The sequence below is a fragment of the Nocardia sp. SYP-A9097 genome (assembly GCF_009649815.1).
Taxonomy (GTDB): Bacteria; Actinomycetota; Actinomycetes; order Mycobacteriales; family Mycobacteriaceae; genus Nocardia.
On sequence record NZ_WJIC01000002.1, the window covers coordinates 135,405 to 148,875 of the forward strand.

9 protein-coding genes and 1 pseudogene are annotated in these 13,471 nt (G+C 66.9%); 3 read left to right on the forward strand and 7 right to left on the reverse strand.

What is annotated here, in order from left to right; translation table 11 throughout:
* Positions 1-103: 103 nt before the first annotated feature.
* The 3 genes and pseudogenes from GFY24_RS04285 to GFY24_RS04295 all read right to left on the reverse strand — a co-directional run bounded on the left by GFY24_RS04285 (position 104) and on the right by GFY24_RS04295 (position 4,356).
* Positions 104-1,228 carry a BTAD domain-containing putative transcriptional regulator gene (locus GFY24_RS04285; protein WP_153803675.1) on the reverse strand — a complete coding sequence of 375 codons (1,125 nt, stop codon included), beginning with the start codon at positions 1,226-1,228 and terminating at the stop codon, positions 104-106.
* Positions 1,229-1,307: 79 nt separating this feature from the next.
* A pseudogene (locus GFY24_RS43570) lies at positions 1,308-3,312 on the reverse strand (ArnT family glycosyltransferase).
* Positions 3,313-3,432: 120 nt separating this feature from the next.
* Complete coding sequence (locus tag GFY24_RS04295; RefSeq protein ID WP_153803676.1) at positions 3,433-4,356, reverse strand: hypothetical protein; 924 nt, start codon at positions 4,354-4,356, stop codon at positions 3,433-3,435.
* A 161-nt stretch (positions 4,357-4,517) separates the two neighbouring features.
* Here GFY24_RS04295 and GFY24_RS04300 point away from each other — a divergent pair, with 161 nt between their 5' ends.
* Positions 4,518-4,967, forward strand: a complete 450-nt coding sequence (locus GFY24_RS04300) for an SgcJ/EcaC family oxidoreductase (protein WP_153803677.1) — start codon at positions 4,518-4,520, stop codon at positions 4,965-4,967.
* Positions 4,968-5,022: 55 nt separating this feature from the next.
* On the opposite strand, the gene hrpB is transcribed toward GFY24_RS04300, so the two are convergent.
* From hrpB to GFY24_RS04320, 4 genes are all read right to left on the reverse strand, one after another.
* Entirely contained in the window at positions 5,023-7,488 is a 2,466-nt protein-coding gene (gene hrpB / locus GFY24_RS04305; protein WP_194852740.1) for an ATP-dependent helicase HrpB, read from the reverse strand.
* A gap of 46 nt (positions 7,489-7,534) precedes the next feature.
* Complete coding sequence (locus tag GFY24_RS04310) at positions 7,535-8,134, reverse strand: hypothetical protein (RefSeq protein ID WP_194852741.1); 600 nt, start codon at positions 8,132-8,134, stop codon at positions 7,535-7,537.
* Between the two features lie 91 nt (positions 8,135-8,225).
* The gene (locus tag GFY24_RS04315; protein ID WP_153803678.1) at positions 8,226-9,050 is read right to left on the reverse strand and encodes a helix-turn-helix domain-containing protein; all 825 of its coding nucleotides are present in this window, start codon (positions 9,048-9,050) and stop codon (positions 8,226-8,228) included.
* Between the two features lie 24 nt (positions 9,051-9,074).
* A complete protein-coding gene (locus tag GFY24_RS04320) occupies positions 9,075-9,698 on the reverse strand; it encodes a hypothetical protein (protein WP_153803679.1) in 624 nt (207 codons plus the stop codon).
* 510 nt (positions 9,699-10,208) lie between these two features.
* Here GFY24_RS04320 and GFY24_RS04325 point away from each other — a divergent pair.
* Positions 10,209-11,696 (forward strand): MDR family MFS transporter, encoded by a 1,488-nt coding sequence (locus GFY24_RS04325; protein WP_153803680.1) that lies wholly within the window; start codon positions 10,209-10,211, stop codon positions 11,694-11,696.
* Positions 11,697-11,793: 97 nt separating this feature from the next.
* The gene (locus tag GFY24_RS04330; protein ID WP_153803681.1) at positions 11,794-13,437 is read left to right on the forward strand and encodes a DUF6301 family protein; all 1,644 of its coding nucleotides are present in this window, start codon (positions 11,794-11,796) and stop codon (positions 13,435-13,437) included.
* Positions 13,438-13,471: the final 34 nt, after the last annotated feature.

Genomic DNA, 13,471 nt, shown 5'->3' on the forward strand with positions numbered 1-13,471 from the left:
AATGCCAACTATGTCTAGAACGGGTTTCAGTCCCGGGTCGGTTCCCGGACTCGGTCGGCCGGACTCGGGCCCGTTCAGATCGCCCTCGCCCGGCCAGCCCGCGTCACACCGGACGGATGAGCACGAAGGTCAGTTCGGTATCGCCGATACGCAACCGGGCACCGTCGGCGAGGATCGCGCTGTCCACCACGCGAACGCCGTCGACGAACGCTCCGTTGGAGGAGTGCAGGTCCTTGAGTACGTAGGCCATGCCGTTGTCGACTATGAGTGCGTGGTGGCGGCTCACCCGGCCATCCGCCAGCGGAATGTCATTGTCGGAGAGCCTGCCGATGCGCGTGACGGTGCCGGCGATCGGGTACACATTGCCGTTCCGATCGCGCAGAATCGCCTGTGGCTCATGCCAACTGCGGTCGACGATGGTGGTGGCGCGGGTGGCGGAGGCGGCCGCGACCACACCGACGGTGAGCGAATCCTGGCGCAGGATGCGGGCCTCCAGTTCCCGGATCCGAGGCCCCGGATCGATACCGAGCTCCTCGGCGAGGGTGCCGCGCAGTCGCCGCGTGGCGTCGAGTGCGTCGGATTGCCGTCCGGCCAGGTACAGGGCGGTGATCAGCTGCTCCCAAAGGGATTCGCGCAGCGGATGGTCGCGCACGAGCAATGCGAGTTCGGCAACGACGGAGTCGGCACGGCCCTGGGCGATATCGGATTCGGCGCGGGCCTCGATCACGCCCAAACGTTCATCGTCCAGGGCTACGGCGTAGGCGTCGGCGAAACCGAGTCCGCGCAGGTCGGACAGGACCGGACCGCGCCATTGCGCGAGCGCTTCGGACAGGGCCGCGGTCGCCGCGGCGAAGCGACCACCGGCCAAGGCGCGCAGCCCGACCTCGCGGCGGGTGCGGAAGCGGAAGACATCGCAGGCGGCGTCATCGACCACGATCCGGTATCCGGTGCCCATGTGCTGCAGTACGGTGCGTGCGTCAATTCCCCCGTCGCGCAGGGGTTTTCGCAGATTGGAGACGATCGCGTGCAGGCTGACCCGCGCGTCCGGCGGCGGATACTCCTCCCACACCGCGGCGGCCAGCGCATCGACCGATACCGGCCGGTTGGCATTGATCGCGAGATAGGCCAGCACCGCACGCTGTTTAGGCCCGCCGAGCTGCTGCTCGACCCCGTCGATGGTGAGCTGCACCGGGCCCAGCACGCCCACCTGTGCGCACGCCTCGGCCATCGCCGAACTCCTCACGACCGCCCCCCGTGGCTTCCGACCGCAACTCTAAGCTTTTTCGCGCCGGTGCGGGCACCTGTTATCAGTCGAGGTGGTAGACCTCCACATTGCCGAGCATGGTCACGGCGTAATTGGCCCGAACCCAGGCGGTGATCTGCGCCGAAGTGGACTGCGCGGAATCATCACGGCCGCCCTGCCCGTTTCGGCCTTGTGCGCCCTGCCCGTTCTGATCGTTCTGCTCGGGCTCATCCTGTTCGTCGCGGTTCGGGCGCTGCCGGACCAGGTAGTAGCCGACCTGATGATCGGCCACATAGGTCTGGAATTGCGCCAGGGTCGGGGATTCATCACGGCCACTGAAGCCGCCGACCGCCAGTAGCGGTGCGCCGGTACGCAATTCGATCGCGCTCACATCGGAGGCGCCCACCGCGGCGGCGGCCCAACGGGTATTCGCCGAGGTAATGAGGTCGTCGATCGCCGAATCATCGGTATTGCCACCGCGATTCTGCCCGCCATGCGACGGACGCGCCGGACCGGCGACGGGGCTTCCACCCGAATGCGCCTGCGCGACAGTCTCCACCGCATACGCGGTCGGCCCGATCAGCCCGGAAATCAGTGCGACAGCACCTATTACGAGACTGAAGCGCCGCAATCGCGGCATGCCCACGAGCAGCACAGCGGCCACGATCGACAGCGCGAGAATGCTCCAGCGCAACCATGGCAGCCAGTTCGAGGTGCGGTCGAGAAGCACGAACGTCCACACACCGGTGGCCAAACACATTACGGAAAGCGTTGCGCGAGCGCCGATCTGATCCCTTCGCTGCCAAAGCTGAGTAGCACCGATTCCGATGAGCGCCGCCATCGGCGGAGCCAACATCACCGAGTAATACGAGTGAAACGACCGACTCATATAGCTGAGCACCGCCGCGGTAACAACCAGCCACCCACCCCACAACACCAGCCCCGCCCGCACCCGGTCGGTACGAGCAACGCGCCGAGTGACCCAAACACCGGCAATCAACCCGACAACCGCCGCAGGCAGCAGCCACGAGAACTCGGTACCCAACTCCCCCGAAAACAGCCGAGTAACCCCCGGCTGACTGCCGAATCCCTGGAACGAACCCGCCGGGGATTTGACCTGCCGCCGTGCCGCCACCACCGGCGGGCGTGGGATGGGGTGTGATGGGATGTCCTGCGCCGCTGTGGTTTCCGAAGACCCGGCCGAGGCCGTTGTAGTCGACGGCCAGTTCCCAGAGGCTGTTGTCGGTCGAGCCACCGATGTAGGGCCGCGATCCGGCGGGCCATAGGGCCACCAGTGCCACGTACCAGCCGGAGGACAGCAGCACGGCGAGTCCGGCGGTCGCCAATTTCTTTATGCGCGCGAGGATTCCGCCCGCTCCGGCGACCAGCACAACGAGTGCGAGCCCGGGCAGCACCAGGAATGCCTGCATCATTTTGGTCAGAAATCCGAAGCCCATCAGCACGCCGGCACCGACCAGCCAGCCGGTTCTCGCCGACCACCAGCGTTCACTCGGCGCATCGACCGCCCGCACGGTGCAGTAGGCCGCTGCGACCAGCAGCAGGGTCAGCAGTGCGTCGGGGTTGTCGTATCGAAACATCATGGCCGCCACCGGAGTTACCGCGAGCGCGGTTCCGGCGATGAGTCCGGCCGCCGGACCGGACCAGCGCCGCACGCTCACCACGAGCAGTCCGACCGCCGCCACTCCCATCAGCGCCTCGGGCACGAGCATTGACCATGAGTTGAAGCCGAACATCCGCCCCGAAAGCCCCATGATCCACATGGCGGCGGGTGGTTTGTCCACGGTGATGGAGTTCTGCGGGTCGAGCGACCCGAACAGCAGTGCCTTCCAACTCTGCGTCCCCGATTGCACAGCCGCCGCGTAATACTCGTTGGTCCACCCCGCCCCGCCGAGCCCCCACAGATACAGCACCGCGGTCGCCCCGAGCAGTGCCAGCATCCCCGGCCGCTCCCAGCGTGGACGCCCGGTCGGCCCGAATATCACCGCCCGCCACCATGATTCATCGCGCACCGGCACCCCATTATCCGCAACGCCGATCACCGCTGTCATGCCCGCAACCCTCCTCCGAAACCACCATCCACCTGCTATGACTCGCGGAGCCTAAGCGCCCCCGATGTGCCCGCGCTCCAGCTCGGCTGGGAGTTCGCTGTGAGCGCGCTGCGGGGTTCGTCAGGGGTGGGTGGTGAGGGTGAAGGGGGCGGTGCGGACGGTGCCGGCGTGTTTGAAGTCGAGAAAGAGGCGGTAGGTGCCGGGGCCGGGGACCGCGGTGTGGAAGGTGATTCGGGGGCCGGGGGTGGTGATGCCGTCGCCGGGTTCGCCATTGGGGTGAACGTGGACGTAGGCCAGGTCGCCGGCGCGCAGGATCACCAGGTGGCCGTAGGCGGCCAGGTAGGGCTGGAGGTCGGTCACCGGGGAGCCGTCCTTGTGGACGGTAAGGGTGAGCAGGCGGCCTTCGCCGGGGACGAGGTCGCCGTCGAGGGTTATCTCGTAACCGTCAACCAGGGCGGTGTGGGCCGGGGCGGGGGTGGGTTGAGGGGCGTAATCACCGGCGATCGCGAAATCGGCTCCGAGGGTGATGGTCTTGCCCAGGGCGGTCGGCGCGATATCGGTGAAGGCGCGGTATGCCCCTGCCGCAGGCAGATTCAGGCGGACTGCCCAGGTGCCGTCGGCGTCCAGTTCGGGGTGGACGTGCCAGAAGCCGGTCAGCTCGCGCTGAACGACGATCAGGTGCAGGTCGCGGTCGTGCAGCGGGGTGTAGTCAGTAACCGGTTCACCCTCGGGGCCGAGAATCCGGAAGCGGAACTCGAATTCGCCTGCCCGCAGGATGGTTTCGGCCAACTCGAGTGTGTAGCCATCCTGAGTAACCTGCAACCCACCCGGCAACCCGCCCCCATGCCCGGCATGCGCATCGTGCCCTGCATGCGCATCGTGCCCAGCGGCAGCCGAGTGATGGCCATGCGCCGCGTGATCGGCGTGACCCGCATGGGCGTCGTGCCCGGCTGCGGCATCGTGCCCGGCTGCGGCATCGTGCGCGGCGTGGGCGCCATGCGCCGCGTGATCGGCGTGGTCTGTGGCGTGTGTGTGGGTGGTCATTCTCGGCCCCTCTCAAACGGTTTCGATCTTTTGTACGAGGGAGAGTTAATACCCCCTAGGGGTATTCAGGCAAGTGCCGCATGGGTGATGTGAATCACTTCGGCCGGCTCCGGCCGCATCGACTTGACCTGAACATTGGTTGAGGTATCAACATGATGATCATGAGCAGAGCAGGCGCGACCGCACCGGTCATCGAGGACACCACGGTCGATCACACGGCCGATATCACCGCCATCACGCAGGTGATCGCGAATTCGCAGCAGGCGTTCAATGCCAATGACGCCGAGCTCATGGCGGCGGACTATGCCGCCAATGCGAGTGCGGGTAATGCGGTCGGGATGGTTATGCACGGCGCGGATGCGGTTCGCGCCGCCTCCGAGGTCGGGCTCGCCGGGTTCCTGAAGAATCAGTACGTCCGCTATGACATCGCGGATATCACCTTTCCGCGCCCCGATATCGCGTTGGTACACAAGCTCGCTCGCGAGACCACCGCGACCGGGGAACTCGTGGACCAGGAGCCGGCCATGGTGGCCCTGTATGTCCTGGCCAAGGAGCACGGCCGGTGGTGGACGATCGCCCGCCACAACACCCCGATCCCTCGCGCCGACTGACGGCGCGAGCCGCACCCCGCCGAGCCACGTACACCCCTCGGCGGGGTGCACCTCGCTAGTCCCGCGGGATGCGGCGGGAGGTGCCGCGGTGGGCGGGGGTGGTGGTGGGGTCTTCGGGCCAGGCGTGTTTGGGGTAGCGGCCGCGGAGTTCGGCGCGGACCTGGGGCCAGCCGGTGCGCCAGAAGGAAGGCAGGTCGGCGGTGACGGCTATGGGGCGCTGGGCGGGTGAAAGTAGGTGCAGGAGAAGGGATGTGCGGCCGTCGGCGAGGCGGGGGAGGTCGGTCCAGCCGAAGATTTCCTGGACTTTCACGGCCAGTACGGGGACCTCGCCGGAGTAGTCGATGCGGACTCGGGAGCCGGAGGGGACTTCGAGGCGTTCGGGGGCGAGTTCGTCGAAGCGCGCGGCTTCGGGCCAGGGCAGTAGGCGGCGGAGGGCTTGACCGGCGTCGACGCGTTCGAGGTCGGAGCGGCGGTTGGCGGTGGCGAGTTCGGGGCCGAGCCAGCTGTCCGGATCGGCCAGCAGCGCTTGATCGTTCACGGCGGGCCAGGGTGCGCCGAGGGTGCGGTGCAGGAAGTCCAGGCGCTGGCGGAGCGCTATGGCATCGGCGTTCCAGCGCAGCAGTTCGGGGCCGATCGAGGCCAGGCCGCGGCGCAGGGCCTGCTCCACCAGGGCTCGGTCCGGTTTACGTAAAGGCTTCTCCGACAGGATGATCGCACCGAGCCGTTCGACGCGCCGGGCCACCACATCGCCGCCGGCCCAGTCGACCTCGTCGGCGGTGACCACCAGATCCGGCGCCGCCTGCCGGGCCAATTGCTCATCGGCGATGGCCGCCAATCGAATTCGCCCCTCGGACCGTCCCGGATCGCGCGAGGCGCCGGCGACAGCCAGCCATTCCGCTTCTGCCACACCGGAACCCGGCGGCAGGGATACCGCGGTGCCGCCCGCCATCAGATAGCTCGGCGATCCGGGTCCGCGCCGCCGCGCCAATCGCTCCGGATAGGCAAGTGCGGCAACGAGAGCCACATCGTCCGCGGCTCGCCCCAATGAGCCCGCAACGGCTGACGCATCCTCGACCAGCCGCCTGAGTCGGTCGACTTCGCGTTTCCAGCGCTGGGGTGGGTCCGAGCGAAGAGAGCGGATTCCGGCGACGAGATCGACGGTGCTGATGACGGTGTCGTCGTCCAGGAGCGCGACCACCTCGGCCGCCGACCGGGAACCTACGGCGGCCGCACCATCGAGTAGTGCTCGGGCCAGGCGCGGATGCAGGCCGAGGGCGGCCATGCGGCGGCCGCGTTCGGTGACGGCGCCGTCGGCGCGCTCAGCTCCCAAGGCGCGCAGTACTTCTCGACCCGCTGCGAGGGCTCCGGGCGGTGGCGGATCCCACCAGCCGAGGCCCTGGCCGTCGGCGGTGCCCCAGCAGGCCAGTTCCAGGGCGAGGCGGGTGAGGTCGGCGGTTCGAATCTCCGGTTCGGGATATGCGGGCAGGGTGGCATGCTCGTACTCGGGCCAGCAGCGCCAGGCCCAGCCGGGGGCTTCCCGCCCGGCACGGCCCGCGCGCTGTTCGGCGACAGCGGCCGAAACACGCACTGTCGCAAGGCCGGAAAGGCCGCGTCGGTGATCGACGTGGGGCACACGGGACAGCCCGGAGTCGACCACCGCGCGCACGCCGGGCACGGTGAGACTGGATTCGGCTACGGCGGTGGACAATACGACTCGACGACGAGCACCCGGCCGCAGCGCGGCATCCTGGGCAGCCCCGGACAGCCTGCCGTGCAACGGAAGCACGTCCACCCCGTGCAACCCGGAGAGCTGAGCGGTCACGCGGCGGATCTCGGCCGCACCCGGCAGGAACACGAGCACATCGCCGTCGGATCCGGTCAGCGCCGAACGGGTGACGCGAGCGACATGCGCCTCCACCCCCTCCTTGGGCAGAGCCGAAATGTACTCCATCTCAACGGGATACGCGCGACCCCGCACCTGCAGCACGGGCGCCGGGCGCTCACCTCCGAGCAATACCGCCAACCGATCCGCGGCGACTGTCGCCGAGGTGGCCAGCACCCGCAGATCCGGCCGCAACCCGCCGCGCGCGTCCAGCAGTAGCGCCAACAGCAGATCGGCATCGAGGTGCCGCTCATGACACTCGTCGAGCACCACCACATCCACCCCGGCCAACTCGGGATCGTTCTGCAATCGCCGCACCAGCAATCCGGAGGTGACGACCTCGACCCGCGTCCCCGGCCCGACCTTCCGATCACCGCGCACCGAATACCCGACCGTCGCCCCGACCGGCTCCCCCAGCAGCGCCGCCATCCGCCCGGCCGCGGCCCTGGCCGCCAACCGGCGCGGCTCGGCGACCACCACCCGCCCACTGGTTCCAGCGGCCAAGGCCAGCGGAACGAGGGTCGTCTTCCCGGTCCCCGGCGGCGCGACCAATACCGCGGTCCCACGCCCGTCCAAGGTCTTCACAACCTCGTCGAGCACGCCGCGCACCGGCAGATCAGGCAGTTCAGGCAGTTTCATTGCCGACCAGTCTGCCTGCCCCACCGGTCCCGCAGACGACCTGGTTTCAGAACAGCAGTTGGCGATCGGCGGCGATGAGGAAGCCGTGGCCGTCGGAGTTGCAGCGGACACCGGCTTGGGTCGATGCGCAGATGACGCCATGGACGACGATGGTTTGGCCGTATTCGAGGACCTTGCCGCCGCCCTTGGTGGTGCCGGAGGTAACCGGGCCCAGGGGGGAGCCTACGAAGACGCCCTGGTTGAGGCATTTGTATTGGGCTTTGGAGTGGGTGATGTAGGCGGCTACGGCGTGGGCGCCGTCCTGGCCGCAGCCGGGTAGTTCGGCTGGTACGACCGAGGCGTGTTCGAGTTGGCAGCCGGTGCCGAAGGGGCCTTCATTGACGAAGCCGCACATGATGTTTCCGGTCGGCGATTGGAAGTAGTACTTGTCGCCCTGCTTGAAGTCGGCGGCGTCCACACTCGTGTCGTCGCGGTTGGGCTGCGAGGTGACGGGCGAGGCGACCGTACTCGGTGCGCCCGGTGCGGTGCCGCCGTCGGTCGGAACGTTCGCCGATGTACTGGCACCGGAGACAACGGTGTCGTCATTGCATCCGGCGACCACGCCGATTGCCGCGACAGCCGCGAACGCCAAAACCCATGCCTTCATGCGTTTCTCCCCGATTCGATATTCACCCCGAGCCATGAAGAACATCGATCGGGAGCGCCCGGTCGTTAACCGACCGCACGATCACCGCGGTTCACCAGGCGAAGATACCCGGCACCGTCTCGTGCAAGGGCGGAACTCCATCGGTGTTTCGCGGTGTCAGACTGAACATTTCGATATCGCGCCAAGGATGCGCCCAGCGCAGGGAATCCATTTGGAATGCGATCTCCTCGCCCGAGCCGGGCTCGCGCACGATGACGGTGTCGTCGTAGTAGGCGGTGGTGGGCATGGCGGTGTCCCACATCCGATCGAAGTACGGATTGGCTTGGCAGGCTTGCCGAATCACGGCGATCTCGGCTTCGGGCACGATACCCAGGGAGTTCTCCTTGAGGATGTAGATCAGCCGGTGCACGATGGCCTCCCAGTTGACCAGTGCCCGCCGCGCTCGCGGGTCGGTCATCATCTGGATGATCACATTGATCGGCCGGTCGGGCGTGCCCAGGGCGGGGTCGAGCCACGGAAACATCTCCACCGCACGGGTATTCGCGGCGAGCACGTAATACTCCGGAACCCGGTGCAGGAACGCCGGTCCCGGCATGTGGTTCATCAGATTGAGTTCGGCCGCGGTCACCACCTCCAGCCGTCCGGCCGCGACGGTGAGATCCTCCCCCATCACCATGGACCACACCTTGCGGCGCTTGTAGCGCGGCAATTCCAATGCGGCACACCAGGATCGAATGGCGGCGACGGTGGGTACGCGCTGCCCGTTCTCATACTTCTCGAAGCCGGAGCTGGACATGAAGAGCAATGCCGCGACCTGCGCCTGCGTCAGCCCGAGTTCGAGTCGCTGCCGCTGCATATAGCTGCCCAGCATCTTCTGTTCGCTGCCGTGGTTCTCGGCCGGAACGGCGCGCATCATGCTCCCTGCTCTCTCGGACTGGTTTCAAATACGTTGGTGCGTACCGATACACACTTCGGCGTCGAGGTCGGCGGCCAACCGCATGACGAGGTCGGCGGTGGCGGCCAGCCGGAGTGCGTCGGCATCGGGCGTTGGTACGCGCAGCGCCTCGCGCACCGCCGAGCGCAGCAGCAGCGCGGCCTCGACGAGGGTGTCGGCGTGGGTGGCCAGGCGCAGCCGGGAGATCTCCCGGCTGCCCTCGTCGGTGTCGTGCCGGCGCGGCACCACCCGCACGATGCGCTCGGCGAGCAACTCGGCGCGAATGAGCAGATCGGTCAGATCGCCCCAGACTCGCCGCCGCCGTTCGGGCGCGGTGGGTTCGACCGGGCAGATCTGATCGGATTCGCGCACGATCCGCCGTGCCAGTGCCAGGAAGTCCTCGATTTCGCGCATGCGCTCGGTGCCTGGCAACTCATCGGCGAGGGTCGGGTCCAGCTCCCACACCCCGGCCACGGTGCGACTGTGCCGCAGTACTCCGCCGAGCAGCTCGATCACCCGAAATAGTTCCCCCGCAACGGGTCCCACCGTGAGGCGGATGGCCATGCGCCGCTCGACGGCGATACACAACGCCTCACAGTCCCGCTGTGTGCCGGATGCACCCGCCGTCATGGGCGAAAGCTTGGCAGACCCGGATTCACGACGACTTAAGGAAATAGCGGCCGATCCGGTCGGATTTCTTAAGTGCACGCCAAGTGCGGCCGATAGGAAAACCGACTGATTCGATTGTGCAGCACCGACGTTCACCGCACACCAGCCGGAGCCCACCCAAGTTGGGTGGGTGGCGATGCGAACGGAGGGTGCGCACGGACTCCCCGCGCCCCCGGTCGCGGGGCCCGATAGCGCGGGGATGCCCGACGCGCGGGACCGCCCGTGATCAGGGTCACCATTAAATCTTGGTGCGTAGGAAAATTGCTGGTAAGCGGCCCAATCCGGCAACACATGATGCCGCTCACAGCCGAAAACCCGGGGATTTGTGTCGGTGGTGACAGGAATACTAACGCTCGACCGATGAGTTGAGCGTCTCGTTCCCGTCTGTTCTCGTATGGCATCGGGAAGCGGAAGTCGATGACTCTGCGTCGGGCCATACATCGTTCACGCTCACGTCCCCGGAGGTACCCGATGCACGCCGATATATCCGCACCCTCGGAAGCCGCGGCTTCCACGGGAGGTCGGACACCGACGGTCATCCGGCTGCTGGTGCTCGCGACCTTCGTGGTGATTCTGAACGAAACCATTATGATCAACGCGATTCCGCGCCTGATGGCGGACCTGAAGGTCGATGAGCGCGCGGCGCAGTGGGTCTCCACCGCCTTCATGCTCACCATGGCCGCGGTCATTCCGGCCACCGGCTGGTTCCTGCAGCGGGTCACCACCCGCCGCGCCTATGCCATCGCCATGGGCACCTTCCTGGCCGGTACCGCGCTCTCCTCGGTAGCGCCGTCCTTCGCGATTCTGCTGGTGGGCCGTGTCATTCAGGCCGGCGGCACCGCGATCATGATGCCGCTGTTGATGACCACCCTCATGACGGTCGTGCCGCCGCAGGATCGCGGCCGGGTCATGGGCAATGTGACGCTCGCGATTTCGGTCGCGCCCGCCATGGGTCCGGTGATCTCCGGCCTGGTGCTGCAGATCGCTTCGTGGCGCTGGCTATTCGTGCTGGTGCTGCCGATCGCGGGCATTGTCACCTGGCTGGGTCTGCGCAAGCTGGAGAACATCGGCGAGCCGGAGGCCGGGGCCATCGATGTCTCGAGTGTCGCGTTCGCCGCGCTCGGCTTCGGCACCCTGGTGTACGGCCTGAGCAAGTTCGGCGGCGGCAATGTCTCCACGCCCGCGATCCTCATCGCCGTCGGCGTGGTGCTGATCGGCCTGTTCGCCTGGCGTCAGATCAGCCTGCAGCGCACCGGCACTCCCCTGCTGGATCTGCGAATCCTGCTGGCGGGCACCTACTCCAAGTCGCTGGTCCTGATGGCGGTCGCCTTCCTGGCGATGATGGGCTCGATGATCCTGCTGCCGCTGTACCTGCAGAACCTGCGTGGTCTGAGCCCGCTGGAGACCGGCCTGCTGGTCATGCCCGGTGGTCTGGCCATGGGTCTGCTCGGCCCGACCGTGGGCAAGATCTTCGACCGTTTCGGCGGGCGACTGCTGGTGATTCCGGGCGCGATCGGTATTACCGTGGCCCTGGCCGGTTTCACCCAGATCTCGCTGTCCATGCCGTACTGGCAGCTGCTGGCCCTGCACATTCTGCTGATGGTCTCGCTGGCCGCCGCCTTCACGCCGGTCTTCACCCTCGGCCTGGGCGCACTACCCATGCACCTGTACTCGCACGGCAGTTCCATGCTCGGCACCCTGCAGCAGGTGGCGGCGGCCTTCGGCACCGCGCTGGTGGTGACGGTCATGTCGTCCCGCAGCACCTCGCTGATCAACTCCGGCACCGCGCCGCTGGCCGCGCATCTCGGCGGTCTGCAGCTGGCCTTCGCGGTCTCCGCGGCGCTGTCAATCCTGGTGATCGTCATGGCGGTATTGCTCCCCAACCGCGCTCCGGCGCCGGAGGAGGCGGTCGTGGTGGATGAATTCGAGGACGCCACACCGCAACTCGTCAAGGATTGAGTCCTCAGTCGTAAGTGATTCCAGCGCGGGCGCATCCGAAAAGGGTCCGCCCGCGCTGTCGGCTTTACACATGTATACGGCGAGTTACGCTCACGCGGTGAGTGTGCGTGTGGATATTCCAGGGGCATTGCGAATTGCCTTGGCAGCGGCGGAATTCGATTGGACCTGGTCGGCTCGTGACATCACCCGGTTCGCCGCCGCAGTCGGATGGAGTGAACCCGCACCGGACGACGAGGACTCGTCGGTGATCTACGTGGTCACGGACCTGGATCACGAAGATCCGATAGCGATGTTCGGCATCGACGAGCACGGCGAGATCATCTTGGCGACAGTCCTTCTCGCAAACCTGCCATTGCGACGACCGGCGGCGGCGCTGGCCGATACGGTCGCGGCCCTGCTCCCCCATTTGGGCCCGTCTGCGAGTCCGGCGCACGATGACGGCACCGGCGCGGCCTGGGTGCGGCCGCGGGTCGTTCTCAAAGTATCCGGTGGCGAGACGGTCGAGTTGGTACTGCAGAACCCCGCGCGCTGGCACGCCCCGGAGCAGGAACGGTTGCGGGAGATCACCAGTGAGCACGAACGCGCGGGCGAGGAGTTCCTCGAGCATCTGAACACGGTGATCGGTTCGAACCTGGGTGATCGGCTGGGGTCGGAGAGCGGGCGCTCGAAGCTCCGCGACACATTGAACGTTTTCGGCCGGCGTTCCGGGCGCGGTATCTGGTCCCAACGCGATATCGACGACCTCTACGAGGCGTTTCGCGCGCGCCCGGACGATATGGGCGAGGGCAGCCTGATGGCCGTGCACGAGAGTGGCCTGGGCTTGATTGCCGCCAAGACCTATGAAAATCAAGAGCGGTATGGATACGGCGAGTACTGCGAACTTCGTTACGTGGCGTTCGTGCCGCCCGAGACGGCGGACAGCTTCTATCGGCGGGCGCTGGCGGTTTGTGTCGAGCGCCTCGGCGACCCGCATATGGTCGGCGGGCCGAATGCCTTCGCGCTCTGGCGATTCGAGGATGACACCATCAAGTTGACGCGCACGCTGGATTCCGATGCCCGACTACATGTTTCGCTGAAACCGACGCAGCCCTCCGATTGGGAACAGCGCGTGAATCCCCAATCGGATCCCGAATTCGAGCCGCCGGACCTGTGGCGTGGCGTTCCCGATACCCAGTACTCCGGTCCGGCACTGGCGGGTCTGTTGTTCTCCCCGGGCGAGGACGCCGACGATTGGATGGAGCTCTACAAGATGCTCCGCGCCGTGTTCGCCTCGCTCGCCGCCGATGTCCCTGTGCTGCACCGGTATACCTCGGACATCAGCTGGAGCATCGCCGAAGCGGACGAAGCCGGGTTCCTGGCGCGCGGGCAGTTCTCACCCGATGGTTGCACGGTGGAGACGATGATCCACGGACGGACACACACGCAGCGTTTCCCGCCGGGTGGCTCCAACGGCATCGAGATGGCCGAGCTGACCATGGACGCTGTCGAAGCGGCGAACCTGAACTCACCGGCGGATTTACGCTACAGCGCTCGCGCGACACAGGCGCCGCATCAGATCATGGACGCCCATTTCGGTCTGGAGGAAGCCGACGACGACGCCGGCCTCAGCCCGTCGCAATGGCGGGGCAGGCCACAGGTCGAGCACGCGTACGTCAAGTCCGAGACGACGTATGAGATAGTCGACGGCGAACTACACGAGATCTCGCGTGTCGACTTCGATCCGCCGAAGCGCGCCAGATGAGTTGCTGATCAAGGCCGTTCCCGAATCGACCAGG